20 protein-coding genes and 2 pseudogenes are annotated in these 24,183 nt (G+C 42.4%); 7 read left to right on the top strand and 15 right to left on the bottom strand.

All coding sequences use genetic code 11. The features are described 5' to 3' along the window. Positions 1-667: pseudogene (locus tag VK080_RS05690) on the bottom strand (xylose isomerase); the annotation flags it as partial. 105 nt (positions 668-772) lie between these two features. On the opposite strand from VK080_RS05690, the gene VK080_RS05685 reads away from it, so the two are divergent. Further along, positions 773-1,396: a YesL family protein gene (locus VK080_RS05685; protein ID WP_324223800.1), complete on the top strand. Its 624-nt coding sequence runs from the start codon at positions 773-775 to the stop codon at positions 1,394-1,396. Between the two features lie 6 nt (positions 1,397-1,402). On the opposite strand, the gene VK080_RS05680 is transcribed toward VK080_RS05685, so the two are convergent. From VK080_RS05680 to VK080_RS05670, 3 genes are all read right to left on the bottom strand, one after another. Continuing rightward, entirely contained in the window at positions 1,403-2,224 is an 822-nt protein-coding gene (locus tag VK080_RS05680) for a carbohydrate ABC transporter permease (protein WP_324223799.1), read from the bottom strand. Between the two features lie 15 nt (positions 2,225-2,239). Further along, on the bottom strand, positions 2,240-3,118 hold the full coding sequence (locus VK080_RS05675) for a sugar ABC transporter permease (protein ID WP_324223798.1): 879 nt from the start codon (positions 3,116-3,118) through the stop codon (positions 2,240-2,242). A gap of 156 nt (positions 3,119-3,274) precedes the next feature. After that, the gene (locus VK080_RS05670; RefSeq protein WP_324223801.1) at positions 3,275-4,552 is read right to left on the bottom strand and encodes an extracellular solute-binding protein; all 1,278 of its coding nucleotides are present in this window, start codon (positions 4,550-4,552) and stop codon (positions 3,275-3,277) included. 168 nt (positions 4,553-4,720) lie between these two features. On the opposite strand from VK080_RS05670, the gene VK080_RS05665 reads away from it, so the two are divergent. Together VK080_RS05665 and VK080_RS05660 are read left to right on the top strand one after the other, a co-directional pair. Further along, on the top strand, positions 4,721-5,887 hold the full coding sequence (locus VK080_RS05665) for an ROK family transcriptional regulator (RefSeq protein ID WP_324223797.1): 1,167 nt from the start codon (positions 4,721-4,723) through the stop codon (positions 5,885-5,887). A 25-nt stretch (positions 5,888-5,912) separates the two neighbouring features. Then, entirely contained in the window at positions 5,913-7,532 is a 1,620-nt protein-coding gene (locus VK080_RS05660) for a glycoside hydrolase family 43 protein (protein ID WP_324223796.1), read from the top strand. A gap of 121 nt (positions 7,533-7,653) precedes the next feature. On the opposite strand, the gene VK080_RS05655 is transcribed toward VK080_RS05660, so the two are convergent. The 3 genes from VK080_RS05655 to VK080_RS05645 form a co-directional block, all read right to left on the bottom strand. Continuing rightward, positions 7,654-7,794 (bottom strand): hypothetical protein, encoded by a 141-nt coding sequence (locus tag VK080_RS05655; RefSeq protein ID WP_324223795.1) that lies wholly within the window; start codon positions 7,792-7,794, stop codon positions 7,654-7,656. Between the two features lie 184 nt (positions 7,795-7,978). Then, positions 7,979-8,755 (bottom strand): Cof-type HAD-IIB family hydrolase, encoded by a 777-nt coding sequence (locus VK080_RS05650; RefSeq protein WP_324223794.1) that lies wholly within the window; start codon positions 8,753-8,755, stop codon positions 7,979-7,981. A gap of 201 nt (positions 8,756-8,956) precedes the next feature. Then, the gene (locus tag VK080_RS05645) at positions 8,957-9,670 is read right to left on the bottom strand and encodes a GntR family transcriptional regulator (protein ID WP_324223793.1); all 714 of its coding nucleotides are present in this window, start codon (positions 9,668-9,670) and stop codon (positions 8,957-8,959) included. A 153-nt stretch (positions 9,671-9,823) separates the two neighbouring features. Between VK080_RS05645 and VK080_RS05640 the strand changes: the two genes are divergently transcribed. From VK080_RS05640 to VK080_RS05625, 4 genes are all read left to right on the top strand, one after another. Continuing rightward, the gene (locus VK080_RS05640; RefSeq protein ID WP_324223792.1) at positions 9,824-11,149 is read left to right on the top strand and encodes a 6-phospho-alpha-glucosidase; all 1,326 of its coding nucleotides are present in this window, start codon (positions 9,824-9,826) and stop codon (positions 11,147-11,149) included. Between the two features lie 23 nt (positions 11,150-11,172). Then, positions 11,173-11,919, top strand: coding sequence for a chitin disaccharide deacetylase (chbG, locus tag VK080_RS05635; protein WP_324223791.1), 747 nt, complete (start codon positions 11,173-11,175; stop codon positions 11,917-11,919). Positions 11,920-11,922: 3 nt separating this feature from the next. Continuing rightward, complete coding sequence (locus VK080_RS05630; protein WP_324223790.1) at positions 11,923-13,326, top strand: PTS transporter subunit EIIC; 1,404 nt, start codon at positions 11,923-11,925, stop codon at positions 13,324-13,326. A 200-nt stretch (positions 13,327-13,526) separates the two neighbouring features. Beyond that, a complete protein-coding gene (locus VK080_RS05625; RefSeq protein WP_324223789.1) occupies positions 13,527-14,090 on the top strand; it encodes an REP-associated tyrosine transposase in 564 nt (187 codons plus the stop codon). A 78-nt stretch (positions 14,091-14,168) separates the two neighbouring features. Here VK080_RS05625 and VK080_RS05620 read toward each other — a convergent pair whose 3' ends face one another. The 8 genes and pseudogenes from VK080_RS05620 to VK080_RS05585 all read right to left on the bottom strand — a co-directional run. Continuing rightward, positions 14,169-14,798 (bottom strand): CAP domain-containing protein, encoded by a 630-nt coding sequence (locus VK080_RS05620; RefSeq protein WP_324223788.1) that lies wholly within the window; start codon positions 14,796-14,798, stop codon positions 14,169-14,171. A gap of 460 nt (positions 14,799-15,258) precedes the next feature. Further along, positions 15,259-15,711: a hypothetical protein gene (locus tag VK080_RS05615; RefSeq protein ID WP_324223787.1), complete on the bottom strand. Its 453-nt coding sequence runs from the start codon at positions 15,709-15,711 to the stop codon at positions 15,259-15,261. A 3-nt stretch (positions 15,712-15,714) separates the two neighbouring features. After that, positions 15,715-17,742, bottom strand: coding sequence for an AAA family ATPase (locus VK080_RS05610; protein ID WP_324223786.1), 2,028 nt, complete (start codon positions 17,740-17,742; stop codon positions 15,715-15,717). Beyond that, positions 17,739-17,912, bottom strand: coding sequence for a hypothetical protein (locus VK080_RS05605; protein WP_324223785.1), 174 nt, complete (start codon positions 17,910-17,912; stop codon positions 17,739-17,741). The genes VK080_RS05610 and VK080_RS05605 overlap by 4 nt, the downstream gene beginning before the upstream one ends. Continuing rightward, positions 17,875-19,938: a DEAD/DEAH box helicase family protein gene (locus VK080_RS05600; protein WP_324223784.1), complete on the bottom strand. Its 2,064-nt coding sequence runs from the start codon at positions 19,936-19,938 to the stop codon at positions 17,875-17,877. Before VK080_RS05600 ends, VK080_RS05605 begins: the two co-directional genes overlap by 38 nt. Positions 19,939-19,946: 8 nt before the next feature. Further along, on the bottom strand, positions 19,947-23,240 hold the full coding sequence (locus VK080_RS05595; RefSeq protein ID WP_324223783.1) for a sigma factor-like helix-turn-helix DNA-binding protein: 3,294 nt from the start codon (positions 23,238-23,240) through the stop codon (positions 19,947-19,949). A gap of 218 nt (positions 23,241-23,458) precedes the next feature. Continuing rightward, positions 23,459-23,725, bottom strand: coding sequence for a hypothetical protein (locus tag VK080_RS05590; protein WP_324223782.1), 267 nt, complete (start codon positions 23,723-23,725; stop codon positions 23,459-23,461). Then, positions 23,700-24,183: pseudogene (locus VK080_RS05585) on the bottom strand (dihydrolipoyl dehydrogenase); the annotation flags it as partial. The pseudogene VK080_RS05585 and the gene VK080_RS05590, both read right to left, overlap by 26 nt.

Below are 24,183 nucleotides of genomic sequence, written 5' to 3'. Positions count from 1 at the left end.
AGCCGATTTCTTTTGCATAGTCCACGGCCATATGAAAGAACCGCCCCAAATGATCCAGTTCACGTTTCATGTCGGTGTTGAGCAACGTCTCATACCCTTCACGGCCGCCCCAGAACACATAGTTTTCAGCTCCCAGTTCTTTTCCGACTTCCAGACCTTTTTTCACTTTTGCGGCAGCATAAGCGAAGACGTCGGCATTATTGGATGAACCAGCTCCATGCACAAACCGCGGATGGGTAAAGTTATTCACCGTGTTCCAAAGCAGTTTCGTTTTGCTGTCTTTCATATAATCTTTCATCATGGCAACGATTGTATCGATATTTTGATTGGATTCCCGTAAATTACTGCCTTCCGGGGCGATGTCAACATCATGGAAAGCAAAAAAGGGCACATTCAACTTTTCAAACAGCTCAAATGCTGCATCAACACGTGCTTTTGCCCGGTCCATCCCATCGTATTTATCCCACGGACGGATAGCAGTGCCGGCACCAAATGGATCTGACAAATCTTCGGTAAAGGTGTGCCAGTACGCAACAGAGAAACGCAGCTGGTCCTCCATCGTTTTGCCGCCGACCATTTCTTCCGGATTGTAAAACTTAAAAGCGTAAGGGTTCGTGGAATTTGATCCTTCATAGTTGATGTTGCTAATGTTGTTGAAATAAGTCATGATTCATTCCTCCTCAAGTTTTTCTTTCTATTAATTTGCAATTTTATGGCATACACCCCATCATACTGTATAATAGTTTTTGAAACTAAGATGGAGGGCATCCTGATGAATATGTTCGCCAGTACACTTTACAGAATCATGGAATGGATTATGCGTTTTGCTTATATCCAGTTATTATGGGTCGGCTTTACCCTTATCGGACTCGTTATCCTGGGGTTCTTCCCGTCAACTGTGGCTATGTTCGCCATTATCCGCGACTGGCTGCGCGGCAAAACAGACATACGTATTTTTCCGGCCTACTGGCAATATTTTAAAACGGATTTTATAAAAGCAAATCTTATCGGAATTCCGGTTATAGCGGTCATGCTGCTGATCGGTATCAACATTTTTTATATACAGACCGATATGACCGATTATCTGTCATGGACTTACATCCCATTGTTCGCTTTTATGCTTTTGATTCTGTTATGTCTGTTTTATTTATTTCCGGTGTTCGTCCACTACGATCTGAAAATCCCCGGTGTTATGAAAAACACATTGCTGATTATGCTCGTAAGTCCTGTTCATACATTTTTGATGATCATCTGTCTGACAGCACTCTTTTTCGTGATGAGAACGCTCCCTGCACTGGCCTTCATATTTGGCGGCAGCACCTATGCCTTTATCACGATGTGGCTGAGTCTGCATGCCTTTAACCGCGTGGAACGTAAAAAGGAATCTGTATCATAAAAGCTATCAGCCTTTCACAGCGCTTGACGAAATACCTTCGACCACTTTATTACTGAAGAAGACAAAGGCAACTAAAATGGGCAGCAAGCTGATGATCAATGTTGCCCCGATAGCGCCCCAGTCAGTCATATACTGGCCGATGAAGTTTTGTATACCAACCGTCAATGTTTTGTATTCATCTGAACTGATAAATGTATTAACAAAGACAAACTCATTCCAGTTGTAGATCATGTTAATAATGATGATCGTCGACAAAACCGGCGCCGTCATCGGCAGGATAATCCGGAAAAACATGCGATGAACGGAACAGCCATCAATGATTGCCGCCTCTTCTATTTCACGTGGCAATGTATAATAAAAGCCAAGCAAAATCATCATCGTTATCGGCAGGTTATAGGCTGTATATGTAATCACAATCGACCATGGATTATCAATCAGGTTCACACTCAAAAACATGCTGAACAATGGAATGATCGCTGAATGAATCGGAATCATCAGACCGACCATGAACAACCCGAGCACCAGTTTGTTCAACTTCCATTGCATTCGGGTTATCGCAAATGTTGCCATGCTCGCCAATAAAGCAGTGAGTATAATCGCGACCGCCGTGATCCAGACGCTGTTCCAGAAATACAGGCCAATACCGCCTTCCCATACTTTCAAGTAATTTTCCCAGAGCCACTCCTTTGGCAAAGCAAACGGTGATCCTGCAAAAATCTCGCTGTTGCTTTTTAATGAAAAGAGAAACAGCCAAATGATCGGGAAAATTTGAAATACAGCTACTATCCCTAAGCATATGTACAGAAACACATATCCAATGCGGTTCATGGCAGGACCTCCTCTCTAATATTGGATTTCGTCTTGATCAGCTGTTAATTTCCGGACAATCACTGTCACAATCAATGTAATAACAAGCAGTAGAAACCCAATGGCACTTCCATAACCGAATTCATTCGTGCTGAATGCCAGCTTATACATATAGGAAGCCATGACCTCACTGGCTCCATTCGGCCCGCCACCTGTCATCACATAAATCAGATCAAAATATTTTAATGATCCGACAATCGCCAGTACAATCGTAACTTTAACGACGCCCTTAATTAACGGCAACTTAATTCTGTACGCGATCTGCAGTGGGGATGCCCCATCTATCCGTGCCGCTTCAATGATCGTCTCAGGGATATTTTTCAGCGCAGCATAATAGATTAATATATAAAAACCTGCATACTGCCATAAAATTGGAATAAAAATCGCATACAGGACAATATCCGTATCCGCAAGCCATGCTGGCGGATTTTCAAATCCAATTGACATTAAAATCCGGTTCAGAATCCCATTAGCCGGATTAAATACCTTAATCCACAGCTGAGCGATTGCCACTGAGGATAAAAGCATCGGGATGAGATAAATTTTTCTTAACAAATCTGCTCCCTTTATTTTCGAGGCAAGGATCATCGAGATAGCAAGATAGACTACTAGACTTAACGTTGAGAATATTGCCAGTAAAAAAGAATGAAATGCGCTATCCCAAAATTTCAAGTCTTGTATCGCCGTGATGTAATTGTCCAGCCCAATAAATTCCATTTTTCCGATGCCATCCCAATCCATCAGGCCATAATAACCTGTCAGGATTAAAGGAATGAAGATTAATACACCAATCAGCAATAAGGCCGGCAGAACGTACAAAGCGATGATCCATTTATTGGACATAACTTTATTCATTGCATACAACCCCAAATCTATTGGAAAGCTTGGCTCCTCGCCAGTTAAGACTGGCGAAAGCCCTGATGCTTTTTTTTAATCAGAAAAGGGCACACATTATTCCGGAATGCCCTTTTCTTTAATTGTTTGAGCTTCTTAAGATGAATTTATTCACTGCTATTCTTCTTCCGAAAGTGCTTTCTCGTGTGCCTTTGCAAAATCCCCCGGCGTGACTTCCCCGCCAAACAATGCCTGAATCTGGTTTAAGTGGACTTCAGCCGTATCAGGACTCATTTGCACATCTGCAAACAGTGTTATATTGCTTGCGTTATTCAGATCATCCAATACATCCACATACATCTGCGGCAGATCCAGCGAATCAGCATCCACTTTTGTAGCCGGAATCACACCCGCTTCTGAAACAGATTTTTCTCCCCATTGCTGTACAAAGAAAGATGCAAAGTCTTTTGCTTCTTCTTTGACTTCTGAGTTTTCAGCGACAAACAAGCCAACACCCGGTCCGCCTACATAACTGTTTTTATCACCGTTTCCATCAACCGTCGGGAAATCAAAGTATCCTACTGAGTCTCTGAATTCCTGTGGCACTTCCTCGTTTGTTGTATAGTTTGGCAAGTCCCACGTTGCAATCAAATACATAGCCGTCTGCTCATTCATAAACATACTTTTTGCTTCCTGGTCGGAAAGCCCATTAAATCCTTCATTAAAAGCATTCATACCGACTAAGTTCTGGACTTCTTCCGCTGCCTGGACTAAAGCTGGATCTTCAAAGCTGCCTTCCCGATTAATGGCACTGGTCAAAACATCCGATCCGCCAATGCGATCTGCAAAATACATATACCATAGTGAGCCGGTCCAGCGATCACTGTTGCCTAAAGCAATGGGTTCCACACCATTTTCGTCCAATGTCTGTACAACATGATGAAACTCTTCAAGTGTTTCAGGTGCTTCAAGCCCATGCTCTTCAAATATAGATTTGTTATAAAATACGGTTGCAATGTTCAGTTCGAGCGGAAGACCATATGTTGTGCCATCCACTGAAAATGCTTCAGTCGTTCCGGATACAAAAGAATCCTGTAATCCATCACTTTCTAAAACATCATTAAAGGAAGCGAACTTATCGCCTTCCACATATGGCTCCAAATAGCCTGCAGCCCACGTCATACCAACATCAGGTAATTCATCAGATGTGGATAAAACTTTGATTTTGTCCTTATACTGCTCGTTACTTAAAACTTCAAGCTCGATGGTAACGCCTTCATTTTCGCTTTCATATTTTTCAATTATCTCGTCCACAATTCGATTATGTTCCGCTGAACTACCTTCAGGCCATAAGTGCATAAACTTTACGGTTTTACCTTCTTCAGAATTGGCGTTGCTGTCCTCTGCACCACTGCAGCCCGCCATCAAAAAAGCCAAAGTCGACATAAACAACATTATTGTAATCGCTTTCTTTTTCACCTTTTGTTACCCCCAATTTTTAATTGATGACATTCAAATCGAATGCTTATTTTAAATTTTAGCAAAATAAACTTTGTTTGTCCAGTGGATAAACAAAGTTTTTCATGCTATAATAGAATAAAAAGAAGAAAGTGATGACGTAATATGCTGCAAAACAAAACTTGGAATCAGAACACCATTAAAAGTGGTAACAAATCGCTTGTACTGGAAACGATTATGAATCATTCGCCTATTTCGCGGGCAAACATTGCTGAGAAAACAGGATTAAACAAAGGAACCGTATCTTCACAGGTGAATGAATTACTGGATGAGGAGCTGATTTATGAAAAGGGACCCGGCAAATCGAGCGGAGGCAGAAAACCGGTCATACTGCTGTTTAATGAGGTGGCAGGCTATTCAATCGGTATTGATATTGGGGTTAATTACATATTCGGTATTCTGACCGATCTGAAAGGAAACGTTTGTCAGAAAAAGTCTCTGACATTTAACGAGCTGAGTTTTGACGGCATCAAAGCGACATTATTTAAAATAGTTGATTTCCTGATCGCCTCTGCCCCTTCAAGCAGATATGGTATTGTCGGCGTTGGCATTGGTGTCCCTGGTGCAACTGATAAGAACGGAAAAGTGCTGCTGGCCCCTAACCTTGGCTGGCAGAATATTGATTTAAAGACAATTGTGGAAGAAACGTATGACTGTCCCGTCATCATTGAAAACGAAGCAAACGCTGGAGCCTATGGCGAAAAAAAGTTTGGCACTGATGCTGACGATATTATCTATGTCAGTGTAGGCGTTGGAATTGGTGTCGGCCTTATACTGAACGGGAAGTTGTATCAGGGAAATAATGGGTTTTCAGGCGAAATGGGCCATATGACCATTGAAGCTAACGGAGCCAGGTGCAGATGCGGCAATAATGGATGCTGGGAACTTTACGCATCTGAACAAGCATTAATCAATAACACGGCTCATTTTGGCATTAAAAATGAGGATAATATTTTGGAAAAGATGATGAATCTGGCAGAAGAAGGCGATCAGGAAGCCATTAAACGTTTTAAAGCCATTGGTGATTATTTAGGAATCGGTATCATTAATATTATCAATTCCTTTAATCCCCAATATGTCATTATAGGCAACCGTATGGCAGCTGCCAAAAAGTGGATCGAACAGCCATTACTTGAAAAAGTCAATCATCATGCGCTTTGGTTTCAGCAAAGACAGTTGCAAATCAACTTTTCCGAATTATCAGCTCACTCGACAGCTTTAGGTGTGGCCGCATTTTCAATTGAACATTTTTTTAAGTTTTATAATGCTTAACTAAATTTTATAAAGAGGTGATCATATGGGGATAATTCAAAACCCGATTTTGACAGGATTTAATCCCGATCCAAGCATCTGCCGTGCCGGGGAAGACTATTATATTGCTGTCTCAACATTTGAGTGGTTTCCCGGCGTGGGCATCTATCATTCTAAGGATTTAAAACATTGGCGGCTGGTTTCAAGACCGTTGAACCGGTTGAACCAGCTTAATATGAAAGGCAATCCCGATTCCGGCGGTGTCTGGGCGCCTGCGCTTTCCTATTCTGACGGAAAGTTCTGGCTGACTTATACCGATGTTAAAGTGGTCGATGGTGCCTGGAAGGATTGTCATAATTACCTTGTGACAAGTGATACGATTGACGGGGAATGGTCAGACCCTGTTTATTTGAACAGCTCCGGGTTCGATCCTTCTTTATTCCACAATGATGACGGCCGGAAATATTTGGTGAACATGCTTTGGGATAACCGTATAGGGCGACATGATTTTTATGGGATTGTGCTGCAGGAATATAGTCATGCAAAACAAAAACTCATTGGTCCGGAGAAAGTCATCTTTAAAGGGACCGATATCAAATTGACCGAGGCCCCGCACTTATACAAGTTCAACAACTATTATTATCTTTTGACAGCTGAGGGCGGGACAAAATATGAGCACCAAGTGACGATTGCACGCTCGAGGGATTTATGGGGGCCATACGACGTTCACCCGGAAAACCCGTTGATTACATCATGGCCATATCCACGAAATCCGCTTCAGAAAGCCGGGCATGCCTCCATTGTCAACACACACACCGACGAATGGTTCCTGGTGCATTTGACGGGACGCCCACTGCCTAAAGGCGATCAGCCATTGTTGGATCAAACGAGAGGCTATTGCCCATTAGGGAGAGAAACGGCCATCCAGCGATTGGAATGGGAAGGTGACTGGCCATATGTTGTTGGTGGAAATCAGCCTTCCATGGAAATAGAAGGACCCAAAATCGATGAAGTCAAATGGGAAAAGGACTTTGATGAAAAAGACGATTTCAATGCCAAGAAATTGAATCATCATTTCCAGTCATTGCGGATTCCGTTGGGTGAAGATATTGCATCATTGAATGACAATCCTGGCCATTTGCGGCTTTATGGCCGTGAATCGTTGACGTCAAAGTTTACACAGGCTTATGTCGCCCGGCGCTGGCAGCACTTTAATTTTACTGCCGAGACAAAGGTTTCCTTTCACCCTGAATCTTTTCAGCAAGCTGCCGGACTAGTCAATTACTATAACACGCGTAACTGGACAGCTCTCCAGGTGACATGGGATGAAGAAAAAGGAAGAATTCTGGATTTAACAACATGTGATAATTTTGCATTTGATCAACCGCTTCAGGATAAAATTGACGTCCCTGATGACGTTGAGTATGTTTACTTAAGAGTTGACGTTAAGACAAGCACTTATCATTATTCGTATTCATTTGATGGAAAGCAGTGGACTGAAGTTCCGGTAACGTTATATTCGTATAAACTGTCTGATGATTATGTGGATGGCGGCGGCTTCTTTACAGGTGCGTTTGTAGGCATGCAATGTCAGGATACTTCGGGTAAAAACCTTCATGCCGATTTTGATTTTTTTGTTTATCGAGAGGACGACGAAAGTAAATAATAGAAGGACGACGAGATGTAGCGGTTCGATCTGGTGAACCGCTCTCGTTCGTTCCGTTGACACTCCTCCTTGTTTTGAACTGCTCGTCGATCGTTATAGTGTGGCTCCCGCTCGTTTTGACTCATGCGTCGCTCGTTATGGTGTGCTTCTCGCTGGCTTTGAGCTGCTCGTCGATCGGTCTGAAGGCGCTCTCGCCCGTTTTGACCAGCTTGTCGGCCGGTCTGAAGACAATCTCGCTCGTTTTAACCGGCTCGTCGATCATTCTAATGACGCTCTCGTATGATTTTCAAACTGGGTAAGCCAATTTTTCAGATGGATTTTTTGGTTTTTAACTTGGGGAATCGGTTATTCGAAGCCTGATTCAATCTTGCCGTCATCGCGAATGAGCTGCCGGAGAATGGTAGTAAATGTGATTGTGCCTTTTCGGCATACGCCGAAAAGCCCCATTACAGCAATCCCACCATCTTCAGCCCATGCCGGATCCCATCCGCATTCACATCTTTCGTCACAGCACGCGCTGCATTTTTCACGACATCAGGCGCATTCCCCATCGCGACACTGTTTTGCACAGTTTGAAGCATTTCAATATCATTCATCCCGTCGCCAAAAGCATAGATATCACGAGCGGGAATCTGTAAATGCCGGATCAGCTGGCTGATACCTGCCGCTTTGGAACCGCCGGCTGGCATGACATCGACGGAATAATCATGCCAGCGGATGAAATCAAGATTCGTAAATGCCTGAACGTATTCAGACTCCCCATCGCCCGTGCAGAATAACAGCGTCTGATATACGTCACCAGTTTCGTAGAATCCCGGATGATACGTGATCTCCCGTTCAATTTTCAGCGATTCAACTGCTGCTTTAATCTGCGGATGATGCCGCGTATTGCTGTACCAGTCATCATGACTAAGGTGGACCAGCGGGTGTTTGCGTTCTGACGCATAACGTTCCAGCGCCTCAAGATCGTCCGGCTTAATCGGGTTTTTATAAATTGCCTCGCCGTTATGCACAACATACTGCCCATTGGTGCTGACATACGTGCCAATATCCAACTCGTTCAGTAACGACTTGAACGCAAACGGCGCCCTGCCTGTCGCAATCGCCACAAAATGTCCGGCCTGCTGTAAATCGGCTATCGCCTGTCTGGTCGACTCCGGCAGCCGCTTTTCATCATCAAGCAAAGTTCCATCTATATCAAAGAAAATTAATTTTTGCGTCATCTGTTCTCCTCATTTCTACTGTTCTACTATTATTCTATATTCTATCATAAAATCGGGACAGAGGGTCTCCCATACTTCCATTGGAGGTGTGCGCCTGCCCAGCCTAAGCTTTTCACTGGATTAACAAGCGGTTCTCCATCGGGGGTCTGTTCCGCACTACTCTAACACGTTAATGCGACAAGGGACAGACCCCTTATCCCACTACCTCGACGACACAACTTTAAACGAATATTTATGAGGGTGGAAGTATATTTTTGAGTACTCAAAAACAGTTCCATCTTTAAATGTCGAGAAAGCCTGCATATACAACAATGGGTCGCTGGCTTCTATATTCAGGTGTTTCATCATTTCTTCCGTTGGCATCTTCGGAATAAGCTCTCCGTAACGGGTATCAATGTTATAGCCCTTACTGCCGATATATTCATATTTCGACCGTTTCATCACTTCAATCGATAAATCCGGAAACAGATCAACCGGTAAATAGGACTCTTCCAAAATAAGCGGTTCAAAATCTGCAAGCCGCAGTCGTTTAACGTAATAAACTTTTTCGTCCCCCCCTATTTTTAACCATTCACGTGCATCTTCAGGCGGGGACATCAGCTGAAACGCCAGTATTTCATTGGATGGGTTATTGTCCAGACTGCTCATTTCCTCAGTGAACCCCTGTAATTTCAGAATATCGTGTTCGATTTTCTCATGACTGATATAGGTTCCACTTCCCTGAATCCGGTATAAAACACCCTCCTCGACAAGCTGTTTGATGGCCTCTCTCACCGTAACCCTGCTCACACCATACGTTTGGGCAAGCTTTGTTTCAGAGGGAATCGCATCCCCGTTTGATAATTTTGCATCTGCAATATCTGTCTTAATGTTGTTTGCAATTTGTTTGTATAATGGCAACGAATTATTCCACATTTTCCTTATCAACCTCTCAAATTACTACTTAGAGTGTACCATATTCCAACAACTTGTTATACCCTTTTATCACTTGTATTAAATTTGTATTGATATTTGCATAAAATTGAGTTAAAATCATATTAATAATAACAGGAAAGGGGTTTCATTTATATGGACAGAAAAAACTTGGTCATCGTCGGCGGTGGCAGCACATACACACTTGGCATCGTCATGAGCCTGATTGAAGAAAAAGCAAATTTTCCACTTAAATCGATCACATTTTATGATATCGATGAAGCAAGGCAGGAAAAAATAGCGAAAGCAGCAGCAATCATGCTTCAGGAGCACTATCCTGAACTTGAGAATTTTACCTATACAACAGACAAATCAACAGCGTTCAGCAACATCGATGTTGCATTTATTCAAATCAGAACCGGCGGACTCACCATGCGTGAGCTTGATGAGCAGATACCTATCAAGCACGGCGTCGTTGGCCAGGAAACAAGCGGTGCAGGCGGGATGGCATACGGCCTGCGTTCTATTAAGGACATGACTGAACTGGTTCGTGACATCCGTCAATATTCAAAAGATGCCTGGATACTGAATTATACAAATCCTGCAGCCATTGTAGGGCTGGCGCTCAAAAAGGAATTCCCTGATGACAACCGGATTCTGAACATTTGCGATATGCCGATTGCCATCATGAAAAGTTATGCAGACCTTCTAGAGAAAGATGTATGGGAACTTGTACCGGAATATTTCGGTTTGAATCATTTTGGCTGGTTCAGCAAAATCCTTGATAAAGAAGGCAATGACCTGACTCAGAAACTTAAAGATAAAATCACGGGCGGCGACTTCATCCCGACGGACAAAGAAATTGCCAATGATCAATCATGGATACAGACTTTCAGGAAAGCCAGACAAATGCTGATCGACTTCCCGGAATTTTTGCCAAATACGTATCTGCAGTACTACCTGTATCCGGATGACTTGGCACAAAAAGAATCACCTGATAATACACGGGCAAGACAGGTGATCAACGGAAGGGAAAAACGTGTTCACGAACTGTGCGACCATATTATTGCACAGCAGACGACAAATGATATCAATATTGAGGCTGACATTCACGGTGTTTATATGATCCGTGCTGCCGCCTCCCTCCTATTTAACTTAAAGGAAACGTACATCGTCATTACCGAAAATAATGGCATCATTTCCAACTTGCCCGAAGACGCTTTAGTTGAAGTGCCTGCTGTTCTGACGAATCATGGACCAAAAGCTTTTTCAATAGGTGACATTCCTACCTTTTATAAAGGGCTCATTGAAAATCAGCATGCCAGCGAAAAACTGATTGTTGAGGCATACTACGAGAAAAGCTACAACAAATTGCTGCAGGCACTCACACTGAACAGGACGGTTGTGCATGCACCGACAGCAAAAGCTATCCTTGATGATTTGATTGAAGCCAACAAAGTGTACTGGCCGGAGTTTAAATAACATAACTGGAAAGAGGGGTAACCATGTTAAAACTCATCATCAACGCCGATGATTTCGGCTATTCAAGAGCAGTCAACTACGGCATTATCGATGCTCATACTGAGGGTGTATTGACTTCTACGACATGCCTGACCAATATGCCCGGAGCAGAACACGCCTATGAACTAGGAAGGCAGCACAAAAGCCTGGGGATAGGTGTACATCTAACCCTGACATGTGGCAGACCATTGCTTGACAGCCATCAGACCCTCGTCGATGCTGATGGAAATTTTAAAAAGCTGCATCACTATGCCGCTAAATTCCATGTTGATCAGGATGAGCTATACCGTGAATGGAAAGCCCAAATTGAGGCTTTCCTCGATTCCGGTCTGACGCCTACCCATTTAGACAGTCACCATCACATCAATAATCGGGAACAGATACTGCCTGTTTTTATCCGATTGGCAAACGAATATAAGCTGCCGGTCCGGAGTAATTTCGATCAGGAATTAGCCGGAACCAAGCTGGTTACAACCGATCAATTTGAATATAATCCAGAAATTTTGTTAGCGGATACACAAACGATTCTCAATCATTACAAAGATGCCGAAACGGTAGAAATCATGTGCCACCCGGCATATCTGGATAAATCCATTATGGAAAACTCCTCATACGCCACACCGCGCTTAGAGGAGCTGGCTGCCATTACACATCCAAAAACGAAAAAAAAACTTGGGGATAAGGAGCATTTTCAATTAATCACGTACACCGATTTAAGGAGAGGTGAATAAACCATGAAACGTTTCATGCAAAACTTGGGGAAATCCATGCTCATTCCGATTGTGGCACTTCCCGCTGCCGGTATTTTGTTCCGTATCAGTGCGGAAGACCTGCTTGACTGGCAAATAGTACAGGCAGCAGGAGCCATTTTCAACAACATGGATATCCTGATCGCGATTGGTATCGCGATGGGACTTGCGAAAACCAAGGACAGAGGTATTCCTGCCTTAACCGGGTATTTGGCCATTGCGATCCTGAATGAAGGCTTGGCCATTATGAACCCGGATTTGGACATGAGTGTTTTCGGAGGTGTGTTATCCGGACTGATTGCAGCATTTATTTATAACCAATTTAAAGATACGCGACTGCCAAATATCTTCTCCTTTTTTGGGGGAGAGAAATTTCCGATTACCATGATTATCGTCACCATGATTCCTGTTACAGGTATTTCGGTATTATTGTGGCCATATGCGCAAGCAGCCATTGATTCCCTCGCACAGGGATTAGTCGGATTAGGGGCAGCAGGCATTTTCATTTTTGGCTTTCTAAACCGCTTCCTGCTTCCGTTTGGTTTACATCACGTGTTGAATACGTATATTTACTTCGGCCTTGGAAGCTATGAAACTGCCAGTGGTGAAGTGGTTACAGGTGAAATCACACGTTTCCTGAACGGTGATCCAACTGCAGGATACTTTTTAGGCGGCTTTTTCGTCGTCATGATATTTGGTATTCCAGCCATTGCGCTGGCCATTGCCAGAGCTGCGCATAAGAAGAAAAAAGAAGAAACAAAAGCCTTGATGAGTTCAGGAAGCTTGACGTCTGTCGTGGCAGGTCTGACCGAACCGATTGAATTCACATTCCTGTTCACATCACCATTACTGTATTTTATCCATTCCGTTTATACAGGACTCGCTGGAGCAACACTATATTTACTGAACGTACGGCATGGGTTCTCCTGGGGTGGCAGTGCGATTGATTACGCATTGAACCTCGGCATTGCCGACAGCGGGTGGATGATCATCCCGGTTGGACTGGCATTCGGCGTCCTTTATTACTTCACATTCTATACGCTCATCGTGAAACGAAACATTAAAGTCGTCGGCCGGGAAGACGATAAAGAATTCAGTGAAGAACGGGAAGAACAGGAAAAAGACCTGGAGCTGAGCCATGGCAAATACGAATACATGGCGAAAAAAGTCCTGCAGAATGTCGGTGGCAAAGACAATCTGGTAGACTATGAAAATTGTATGACCCGTCTGCGCTTAGTTGTCAAGGATGCATCTCTCGTGGATGAGGAAAAAATCAAACAAACCGGTGCACACGGTGTCGTGAAAGTTGATAATGAGCACGTGCAGATTGTTATTGGCCCTGAAGTTAGTCACGTTTTTCAGGAATTTAAAAAACAGGTGGAGGAATAGGATTGCGGGGTCTGTCCCCCATCACTCTAACACGTTAATGTGATGAGGGACAGACCCCCCCAATACAGTTTTTCAATTTTCATAAGGGCATAATTGAATTTTGAGTGGGTCTGGCGTTGTCAATGTTGAATTTCGTATATTTGCTTCGAACATCTAAGTCAGGTTAGTATCAGGTTATTACTAAGAGAGGAGAATCATTAATGTCCCGAAAACCTCGAATATGGTTTCCAGGAGCTACCTACCATATTACCGCCCGCGGAAATCGACGTGAAAGCATATTTTATGATTCAGATGATTACCAGCACTATATGGATCTTATCGCTTCCTGCAAGAAAGACATCTCTTTTCTCGTTCACGCATATACCCTAATGCCGAACCACATCCACCTGCTTCTTGAAACAAAAAAGGAACCGCCGGGGAACATCATCAAATACATCCATTCCCGGTACGCCATATATTTTAATAAGCGCTACAAATTGATCGGCCATGTTTTCCAAGATCGTTACCATGCTAAATTAATTGATACCATCGATTACTTTCTTCAAGCGTGTAAATATATTCACTTAAACCCGGTTAAAGCAGAAATGGTACGCAAACCGGAAAACTATGTCTGGAGCAGCTATCCCGGGTATAAGGACAAGGACAAAGATAACACGTTATTCGAAACTAAACGCGTATTATCCTACTTTCAAGAACCACAAAGAGAAAAATACTGTGCATATGTAGAAACTGAAGAAAGTGAGAAGTCCCGCACTACTCTTTAACGATTTAACGCAGCGGGGGACAGACCCCTCTTGTGACGCTCAGCGTATGGTTTAGTGCGCTTAACAAAAATCTGCCTATCACCTTGGAGTCATGAACAATTGGGTCCAGTAAGTTCCATATGGGAGCCCAGCCTCTTCTACGTAGCCAACGCCGATGTGTGTAAATCCTTCATGCAAAATGTTTTCACGATGTCCCTCGCTGTTCATCCAGCCTTCCACCACTTGTTCAGGGCTGCGTTGCCCTGCCGCAATATTTTCACCGGCCAGGCGGAAACTAAAATCGAACTGCTCCATCATCTCAAATGGGGAGCCATACGTTGGTGATGTGTGGCTAAAATAGTTGTTGTCCGCCATATCCTGGGATTTCTTACGGGCGAGACTGCTTAAGTGATGATCCATTTCCAGCGGCTCCAGGTTTCGCTTTGCCCGTTCTTCATTTACAAGCTTCACGACTTCTTTTTCATAAGTGGAAGGGGCCGCTGCATCCGTGTCTGGCGTCTCTTCTCCTGATTGAAATAGCTGGGTAATGTCCCCCTTATAGTTCCCGATGGTTACATCCTGATCTGCAATCCATTCCTGTACCGTCGTCGTCCATTTTTCAAAGGTATCCGGATCCAGCTGGTCGGGATCCCATGTTTCCTGCACCGAAGCCGGTGTTCTTATCGATACCATAAATAAAATAGCCACCAATATAAATAACCGTTTCATTGGTCTGTACTCCTTCATTCGCAAATCCCTGCTGCATTCCCATGGTGCCAAAAGCAACATATCTCATTTCTTACCTGAAATCTTTTCACTTATTCAAAAAATGTACCAATTTCCTGCCTGTGGATCGTCATCTTCTATTATATTAATCATATAGCCAAGCCGGGAAAGTGTACAATATTGGAGAACTCATAAAAAGGATTTAATTTACCGGAGCCTGCTCTCGCTCGTTTGACCGGAATATCGTTCGTTTTGATGCTGCTCCCGCTCGTTTTGATCGGGGCATCGCTCGTTCTGGCAACATTCCTGCTCGAACACTGCACTTCACATCAGTGGCCACCGCATAACCGCGATGGCCATTTTTAAGAACCGGGTATCAGGAAGAAACATGTTTCAAAAGAGCTACGTTTTTAGTCTGCTATCATTTACGATCAGACATATTTTGAAAGGTAGATAATCCTAATCAAAACGGCACAGCCTTAGACTCCGCATAAATATACCCAAGAATATCAATTTCATATTCCATATAATTCGGATCTAATATGTTGCCATCCCATCGGTTGCCGAAAACCTCTTCCACCAGTATCTCCATACCGCCTTCCGCATACTCTTCCAACAACCTTCTAGCCTTTCTTCTAAACTCAACATCCTCGAATTGTTCAATATTTTTTCCAAGCTCGGGATCTGCGAGAATAATAGAATAAGCGGTTGCTCGTTGACTCGAGTTAAAGTAATTGGAACGGAACTCTCTGCCACGGGTCTCTATCGGTACTTTCCGGTTATGTTTAAACCCGATGCTTGCACAGATACTGAACAAATCCTGATACTTTATATCATATTTGTTATTTAAATGGATATAGATTTCCTGGTGTTTTTCGCTCGTGTGAAAAAGTATTTGTTCCATTAAAAAGTCCATGATTTACCCCCTAGTTGCTAAGGATTCCTGAAGGTCTAGCTCGACAATTTCAGAATGTCCTTTTTTAATCTGGTCCAATTTATACCATTTGCCTAGTTTGCCGGTCGCTTTGAACTGCATTTCCTCTGTTTTTGACAACTCCGTATCGGTTAACAATAGAATCCACTGGGAAGAGAGCTGTGGTATGTTTTCGATCAGCTGGTCCCGGTTGGTTCCGCTGATTCTTCCAAACGGCGTGTCCATAAATAATGGGAAGGAAATATCCGCATAATCCCCGGCAGCTACCTTAGCCAAAGCAGTGATAAAGGATAAAGCCACCACCTGTCTCTGACCCTGAGAAATATCCTGGGTAATGTTGACCTGATCCCAGCCCATGATTTCAATTTCATATTTTTCATTAATATCAATTTTGCTGATCAGGTCTTTATCTTTACGATCAATGAGGACTTTGAAAATGGCTGTTGCTTCCTCGGTTAATTTATGGCGCATATTGTCACTGTACTCAGAAAAGACCCGCTGGAATTCGCTCTTTAAATCATCAATATACTGAAGAACTTTCGCATCTACTTTCAGGCTTTCATTTTGACGAATTAATCGATTAAATTCCTTCTCTAGTGCATTTTTATCCTTTTCCTTTTCCGCAATCTGGTCCTTCATCTTAGCTATATCAACTTTAAAATTCTCCAGATCCTGCTTCTTCTGTGTTAAAGTTGATTCCAGATGACTTAGGTTTTCCTGCTGCTGTGCTTTGTCGGCAATATCCATCTGGAAGGAATCCAGCTGCTGATCAATGGCTGCAATGTTGTCTTTAATGCTCCTGAAATCCTTTAGATTGCTGTCAATCGTATGAATAATCTCTTCTTCACTGATTTGGTAGTCATGGATAACTGATGTGATTAAGGAAATCAATGGCGTTAAGTTTGAACGCTTGAAATTATTCTTTAAAAACTCCACATTCTTCAAATGATCAGGATTCTCTCTCAGATCTGTTCCACAGGCGGCACAGACCATTTCATTTAAGGACTTCTCTATGACCTCAATCGGAATCAAATCCTTTTGATCCACAAACACCTGGTCCAGATAGTTTTTCACAGAATAATAGGTATCCTTCAATATCAGGTTGGGTCCATTACTGATTAAGGTATTTTTCATTTCATCCTTTTTGGCTTTTAACAATTTTAGCTCATAAGTTTTCTTTTCCTGTGTTTCATGATAGCGTTCCTGAATCTTCTTCACATCTTCATTTTCCGATAGCTTGGCTTCAACATCGGCGATTTCCTGTGTACAGGCCTGAATGTTTGCATCCTTCATGGATATTCTTTCTTCTAAATCGGAAATCTCGTTTGTTAGATTATCGATTTCGTTTTGCTTCTGATTTAAATCCAAGTTTTTAGAATCCTGCAGCAGTCTGCGTTTTTCTGTGGCATGAAGCTTTGTAAGCAGGTTAATGGCCGATTCCAGCTTGTCGATGTGCAAGAGCTTCACAATCCCATTTTTAACTTCCTCTTTGACGTTTTTATCTGTTTTCGCCAGGGTTTCGATTTTCTCGGCATCAAACAGGAAGAAGTCTTTAATGCTTTCATGGAGGATGTCATTAATCAGGCGCTGAATTTCGAATTCATCTGTAATCGGATCAGGACTGAAATTACCATTCTCATCCGTAATATACAGCTCTACATCCCCCATACGTTCCTTAATGTCATTTCCAGCCATGACACCCATAATGCTGCGATGCAGTTCATAGTTTTTGCCTTTGGATTCAAATTGAAGTCTTACTTTTGCTTCAATTGGCATATTGTTCGATTCTTCCAGTGCGATGAAGTTCACTAAGTGTAATGCTTCATTCGGATTATCTTGTTCAATATGAATACTTCCATATAAACCAAACATGAGGGCACGGAAAATACCTGTTTTCCCTTTTCCGTTTTCCCCGAAGATAATCGTGACATTCTGATCTCCCGCGGAAAATTCAATTTCCTGTTCACCGTAAAATTGTCTGAAGTTTTTCATATAGATTTTTTGCAGTTTCATTTATTCATTTCCCCCAACACGGTTTCTCTGATTTCCTGACGAATGCGATCCTCAATCTGCGAATTGGACAGATTGCCACCTTCAATATCCTTCATAAGAAACTTCGCCAATTGAGAAAGATGCTCTGGAAATTCATTGATTTTCTGGTCTAATTCCTTCGTTGTTTTCATCGTTACCCTCCATTTTTTGAAATTCTTCATATACTTCCCACGGTAATTTATCCATTAAATACTCCAAGTGATAGGGCTCCAGATAGTGGCCGATCTCCTGTCTCGCATTGTAGTTATTAATGGCAAATCTCGAAAACTCGGAAAAACGGGGAAGCTCCTTTGATGCGATCGTTTTATACATTTGATCCGATGCCAGACTAGGCAGAACGATAAAATCATAGATTCTGGCAATGTTTTTATTGGGATGATTTCTGAGAATTCGTCCTCTTCGCTGTACAAATTCTCTCGGGTTCGATGTACTCGATAGAAAAAAAGCTTCCCTGGTACTTGGCACATCAACCCCTTCATCCAGACATTTTATCGCCACTAAAATTTGAATGGTACCTCTATCAAAGGCGTCCAGGATTTTCATTCGTTCATCCATGTCAACTTCAGAGTCAAACCGATGAACACGATAGCCCAGGTCAGAAAGGTTTTTCGTGATCTCCTCTATTTCCCCGGGCGCACAGTATACCAGCGTATGGGACACACTTTCCCGCTGCTTGTCAGCAAGCATTTCGAACAGCAGCTCTTTTTTGTGTTCGGCTTTACTTATAATCATGCTTCTCTTTCGATTGACTTCACTGATTTCGTCGCTGTTAGCTTTTTCATCGCTGTATAAATAAATGAGCCTTTTGGTAAGCTGTTCATACCGATGCAATTCATCATCATTAAATTCGGCCTTAATCGGGTGGTAGCTGTATTCGGTCAGCGCTTTGTTCTGAATCGCTGTTCGCATATCATATTCGTACACCACCGGACCAAAGAAGGATACAATGTAAGCTGAACCGGAATCATCCCACCAGCGCTGTGGCGTGGCAGACAGACCAACTTTCGCATCCATATTTCCCAGCTTATTTTTCCTCATGCTTTTCACTCCGAAGTAATGGCACTCATCGGCAATTAAAAAAGAGTTCCCTCTGATTTTGGAGATTAAATCATTAAATTCCTTGGATGCTGCTGAACGATAGGTGGTAATTGCTACGTGCTGATCGACGACACCGAGGTTAAAATCACGGACATAAGTTTGCAACTGATTCATCCAGGATTTTTTCGGGCCATAGCATTTCGTAAAATGTTCAAACCCCATCATTTCACAGTTTTCAATCCACTGATCCACTAAATGGGTAAAGGGAACAAGAATGACCAGGAAAATTCGTCCTCGTTCCTTCGCAAATTCCTTTGAAATCAGCAAACTCGTAATCGTTTTTCCCGTACCTGTCGCCATCTCCAGTATACCGTGCCAGTCGTTGTCCACCACTGCTTGGATGGCCTTTTCCTGGTAGGGTCTTGGTTTTATTTGTTTAGGATTTTTTGACATTGGTTTTGATCCTTTTCTATAACTTGATAATTTTTCCTTAATAATATCAGGAATTTCAATTACAGAAAGACTTGGTGTGGAGTCACTCCAGAGATCTTCAAAATCCTGTTCCATATCATTAACGCGTTCCAGCTCCTCTTCTTTGAAAAAGACATCAATTTTTTCAAAGTTATTGCGGATGCCCCCAGCCGTTTCATTGGAGGAGCCGGAGAAAGCAACACGATTCCCCTGCTCATCATAGAAAATCCCAAATTTCTCATGATAGATGCTATTGTTTTGTGTAAAAGCAATCTTGATTTCCAATTTATCTTTATAAATGAGCCAGGCCAGCGTATTAAATGCGTCCTCCTTAATCGTCTGGCTGCTCATTTCCAATTCTCTCAGCATCGACTCAATGATGACATCGTGCTTGGCTTTATAGCCGAATTCAATCGCCTCAACGTCCTCCCTGGTTAAATGGGGATTGGCAATAATGCGAATGATTCCATCCTTTTCAATAAAAACGTCGAGTCCCTCTGCCAGGATACTTAAACTGCTGCTGGTGAAATAGCCTACTGCCCGGTCGTATTTCACTGCTTCCTGCAAACATTTTTCGTAAAAGTCCCTGTGAATTTCATCCTGTGAGGATCGATATTTGTATTTTAAGTCTAGATCTTTTAACGACATCTCTTCACCTACCTTACATGGACGATTCCGATTTCATCGACATAGACCAAATCAGATTCACTTCTGATTTCATAAGGAAGTGTTTTTTCACTGTTCTTCTTCCTTAAAACCCCTTTATCAGCCAAAAAGTCATAGACTTCGGATTCATGCATGTTGCCATTATATTGATTTTTTATAAGCGTATAAACCAGTTCATCAAAGGTTTTAATCGTACTTGATTCAGAGACTAATAGAATCATATCGTACCGGTAATCATTATATTTTTTCTCAATTTGACGGTAGCCGTTATGGGTTAGGATGCTTTTCATTAAGAAAGGATTCCAGCGAAAATCAATGGGAGGCAGCGAACTGCGATAGCCTTCCACATTGCTGAGCGAGATAAATTCCTGATGACCTGTTTTTTCCTTCAAAAACTGTTGTAAGGCCTGAACAGCTTCTTCTGATATATGGAATTTATCAGTTGGGTAGTAAACCCCCAGATCAATTTCCATAAAGTAATCGTGTTTTAAAATTTTATCCAAAATATTGGAGGCCATTAATTCCTTATATCCGTGTTCTAAGATAAAGGCTTGCATCTCACTGCGATTTACTTCATCCCTGAAATGATCCACAATAACCTCTTCAAAGCTTGTAAATCTGCTGCCTTCTTTATATAGGAATTTCTGGCGCCCTTTTACAGACGGCATAATATTTTTAACGATTGCTGATACCTTTGTAGACGTATTGATTTCTTTCTTCTGAATCAGTGGTGCCAACCTTGGATGAAACATCATTTGCTCAAATATTAACGTGGAGGTCGTATAGCCATTCTTCATGCTCTTTTCAACAAGCTTCATTAATTCTGCTTTTTCATCCTCTGTTAACAGGGAATCAAACAGCTTCACCCTGTTTCGTTCCCAGGTGACAACCTGGTTTGATGAAGAGATAGCGAGGTCAATCTTATATCTTGGCCACTTCAAGGTTTCCTCAAGCTGATCCCTGGAACAAGTACCTCCGAAGCTTTTTATAGTCTTGATGACACGGTCTTCTACACTGAGCTTATTATCCTTTTCACGGTAAATGTTGAGCGTGTTTCCCTTTCCAATAATGAACTCATCATCAAGAAAGTATTTTATCAGTGAATAGAGATGGTATTTATTAAAAATCCTGTTTTCGGTTAGTTTAGCCTCAAAGTTCTGATAGATTTCCTTAACGTTTATGACCTCTCTGTTTTCAAATACGTTCGTTAAATAGCTCCTGATTTCATCAATAAGGTGTTGATCGTTCATGTCCGGTTCAAACCACTGGAAGGTGTTTTTATCGACCAGAATAATATTTTCTGAATCCCGTATCCGACCCTGAATCGACCGCAGAGAGTCACCCAACTGGTAATCAAAATGCTTTTCCGCAAGCTCTCTGAGAATATCTACGGAAGGCTCATCCAGCGTAAGTGGCTCATGAATATAATATTGGAAAATGTATTCGATGACGTTAATAATGTTGAGCCTGTTAAGAGAAAACAGGGTACCATATTGGTTATACCCATAAAACTCAAGAATGTCCCTGTAATTCAAATGGTGGTCAGTTCCAAAAATGTGATCCAATGAGTTTTTATAATCCTTTAAGTTAAACGTCTCCGGGAGTTCTTCAATAATATCCTCAAGCCTATGAATAAAATTGGTTCTTTTCTCTTTTTCAAGGAAAAAGGCATTCAGTTCTTCGGCATAATAGACGGAAGTATCCTTCTGCTTCAGCAATTGCAAAATATCCGCGTTCTCTTTTCCAATTACCGAAAGCAGTTCATCGTAAGTAATAAATAATTTATTAGTAAAGACAATTAATAGAATGTAGTGAAATCTATTATTATCAAGATACTGTGCCAGTTTATCAACCAGTTTGTTCTCGAGCTGACGTACTCTTTCCCTGGTAATATCTAAGTCACGACCTGTTTCTTCGAGGGTTTTATCCTCAAGGAAACGCATATTGACAATAACCTGGTCCCGATCCGTAAGCTTTGACTTGGCCTCTTTCAAAACAGTTTCCGGACTGGACAGTTTTTGAAGTTCATAGGAAAGCTCATATACCGGCGCTGGATTACCTAATCCTTCAATTTCCCGAAGATCCTTGCCTTCCAATTCACTGACCAACATGTTCGATCTGAAGTCAGCTTCAATTTCCAGCATTTCCAGCAGATGACTAATGCTCGCAGCTTTTAAGTAAGGGTATAGATCTCCCGAAGAAAACACATGCTGATTACCCGCATCCAGCTCTTCAGATAAGGCTTGCAGCTTCTCCGTAATATCGTCTACTTTTTTCTTCCCTACACCTGGCAGGTCAGAGAATTCTTTTATATGCTTGTTCTTAATCTCACTAACTCTCTTTAACCCTGTATCATTACAGTACGTTATGAATTTCTTAAATTTATTTTCATAAAAGAAGTCCTCGATGGTCATGAACGAAGCAAAGATTTTCTCCGAAGAAATGACAAACGCCTCATCGTTGTTGTTTTCTTCTTTCCGTAAATACGCAAACCCATATGATTCAAGCCGATCAAGCACCATTTCATACCTGCGTAAGCCGACACCTTTCGTATTTTTAAATGCATTCAAAAGGTCGACGGTAATTTCTTCCGCTGAATCAATATGATTTTTATGGCAAAATCTGCGAAATAGGTTATATTTATTCTCATGGAAAATATCCTCTATTAAAAGTGAGTCGGATCTGGACTGTCTGTTATATGTTTTCACTTTAAAAGGTACGGGATCCTCCTTCGTAATACTATTGGACGGCTGTGACCGGAATGGTTCTTCTGGCTGATTTTTTTCAGACTGTAATGGTTCAGGCTTACACTGAGTTGATTCTGGTGAGGTAATCTTAAATCCAGCCAACTGAAATTCCTCGATTATTTCGCTATCATTAATCGATGCATTGATATACTTGAAGCATTCAACCGGAATATTATGAAAAAAGAAGTCATTATCAACCTTGAACCTGCTGATAAATCCCGTCAGTCCAAGACGCTGAAAGTTGAGCTTCTGATAAAAGTCTTGATTTGACGAAACGTTAATAAACCTTTTCATTTCACATGAAAAAGAAGGAAGAATGTTATTCGGCTTTTCTGTATAAAACTGAAATCCCCTTAATGTCAACTCATCTATAACTTTAATAAATTTGTCCCTGTCTTCTACATACAACTGTCTTATCTTATCCAGAGGAAGCCTGTTATCTATAACGTCAGCAGACTGAAAAATGTCCTTTATATGGTTACTGTAGATGCTTTGAATGTTATTGATATGACTGGGCATCAGTATGTAATCATTCATGAGGGACCCCCCAACGATCCTGTGAGAAACTACTTTTATTTTAGCTATACAATTTAATTGTGTAAGGGTTATGTCATTTTGTCAATAGTGAGTTTGTCAACTTTTTCTCGATTCAGTTGTAACGACTAATAATTTTAGTTTTGCGCGCGGCGCCGATTGATCAAATAAAAATGTTACCGGCTTGCCGCTCGTTCTGGTGACGCTGTCGCACGGTTTGATCAGTTTGTCGCACGTTTTGGTGCTGCTGTCGCTCGATTTCGGGCTGCTGTCGTACGATTCGGACCCGCTCCCGCTTGTTCCAGCCCCGCTTCCGCACGTTTTACCTCCGCTCTCGCCCGTTTCAACCCTAATCTTACACGAATCTCACACCGGAAAAAAATGACCACCGCACAACGGCTATGGCCACGTTTAAATAGAAAGATTTTCGGCCACAGCCGAAAATCCTCCTCATCAAATATATCAGCTATAATGGATCCCTTTCTCAAGCCACGCGCTTCCTGCTTCACCCATAGATTCGGAAATGGTAGGGTGCGGGAATACCATGCTGTCGATTTCGTCGACGGTTCCTTCGAGGTGCATGTAGGATGTTGCCTGGCTAATCATTTCGGTGACATGGGCGCCGACCATGACGACGCCGAGCACTTCTCCGTATTTTTCCTCGGCAATCAGTTTCATGAAGCCGCTCTTTTCGCCTGCAGCGATGGCTTTGCCGTTGGCTGCGATATCGACCCTTTTCGTCTTGACGCGGTATCCTTTTTCTTTTGCCTGGGCTTCTGTCATGCCGACACTGGCGATTTCCGGGAATGTATAGACACAGCGCGGGATGATGGACTCCGCCGGCGACCCGGCAGCCGCCTTCGAACCCTTCCCGTCTTTTCCGGCCATATGTGTGACCGCTCTGATGCCTTCATCACTTGCAGCATGTGCCAGCTGAAATCCGCCA

Origin of the sequence: Lentibacillus sp. (genome assembly GCF_035301925.1) — a bacterium.
GTDB lineage: Bacteria > Bacillota > Bacilli > Bacillales > Amphibacillaceae > Lentibacillus.
This window is presented reverse-complemented; position numbering and strand designations above follow the sequence as displayed.

Coding starts and splice junctions, on each gene's coding strand:
- VK080_RS05685 (WP_324223800.1), top strand. CDS start 773: ATGAATATGTTCGCCAGTACACTTTACAGAATCATGGAATGGATTATG.
- VK080_RS05680 (WP_324223799.1), bottom strand. CDS start 2,224: ATGAACCGCATTGGATATGTGTTTCTGTACATATGCTTAGGGATAGTA.
- VK080_RS05675 (WP_324223798.1), bottom strand. CDS start 3,118: ATGAATAAAGTTATGTCCAATAAATGGATCATCGCTTTGTACGTTCTG.
- VK080_RS05670 (WP_324223801.1), bottom strand. CDS start 4,552: ATGTTGTTTATGTCGACTTTGGCTTTTTTGATGGCGGGCTGCAGTGGT.
- VK080_RS05665 (WP_324223797.1), top strand. CDS start 4,721: ATGCTGCAAAACAAAACTTGGAATCAGAACACCATTAAAAGTGGTAAC.
- VK080_RS05660 (WP_324223796.1), top strand. CDS start 5,913: ATGGGGATAATTCAAAACCCGATTTTGACAGGATTTAATCCCGATCCA.
- VK080_RS05655 (WP_324223795.1), bottom strand. CDS start 7,794: ATGATCGACGAGCCGGTTAAAACGAGCGAGATTGTCTTCAGACCGGCC.
- VK080_RS05650 (WP_324223794.1), bottom strand. CDS start 8,755: ATGACGCAAAAATTAATTTTCTTTGATATAGATGGAACTTTGCTTGAT.
- VK080_RS05645 (WP_324223793.1), bottom strand. CDS start 9,670: ATGTGGAATAATTCGTTGCCATTATACAAACAAATTGCAAACAACATT.
- VK080_RS05640 (WP_324223792.1), top strand. CDS start 9,824: ATGGACAGAAAAAACTTGGTCATCGTCGGCGGTGGCAGCACATACACA.
- chbG (WP_324223791.1), top strand. CDS start 11,173: ATGTTAAAACTCATCATCAACGCCGATGATTTCGGCTATTCAAGAGCA.
- VK080_RS05630 (WP_324223790.1), top strand. CDS start 11,923: ATGAAACGTTTCATGCAAAACTTGGGGAAATCCATGCTCATTCCGATT.
- VK080_RS05625 (WP_324223789.1), top strand. CDS start 13,527: ATGTCCCGAAAACCTCGAATATGGTTTCCAGGAGCTACCTACCATATT.
- VK080_RS05620 (WP_324223788.1), bottom strand. CDS start 14,798: ATGAAACGGTTATTTATATTGGTGGCTATTTTATTTATGGTATCGATA.
- VK080_RS05615 (WP_324223787.1), bottom strand. CDS start 15,711: ATGGACTTTTTAATGGAACAAATACTTTTTCACACGAGCGAAAAACAC.
- VK080_RS05610 (WP_324223786.1), bottom strand. CDS start 17,742: ATGAAACTGCAAAAAATCTATATGAAAAACTTCAGACAATTTTACGGT.
- VK080_RS05605 (WP_324223785.1), bottom strand. CDS start 17,912: ATGAAAACAACGAAGGAATTAGACCAGAAAATCAATGAATTTCCAGAG.
- VK080_RS05600 (WP_324223784.1), bottom strand. CDS start 19,938: ATGTCGTTAAAAGATCTAGACTTAAAATACAAATATCGATCCTCACAG.
- VK080_RS05595 (WP_324223783.1), bottom strand. CDS start 23,240: ATGAATGATTACATACTGATGCCCAGTCATATCAATAACATTCAAAGC.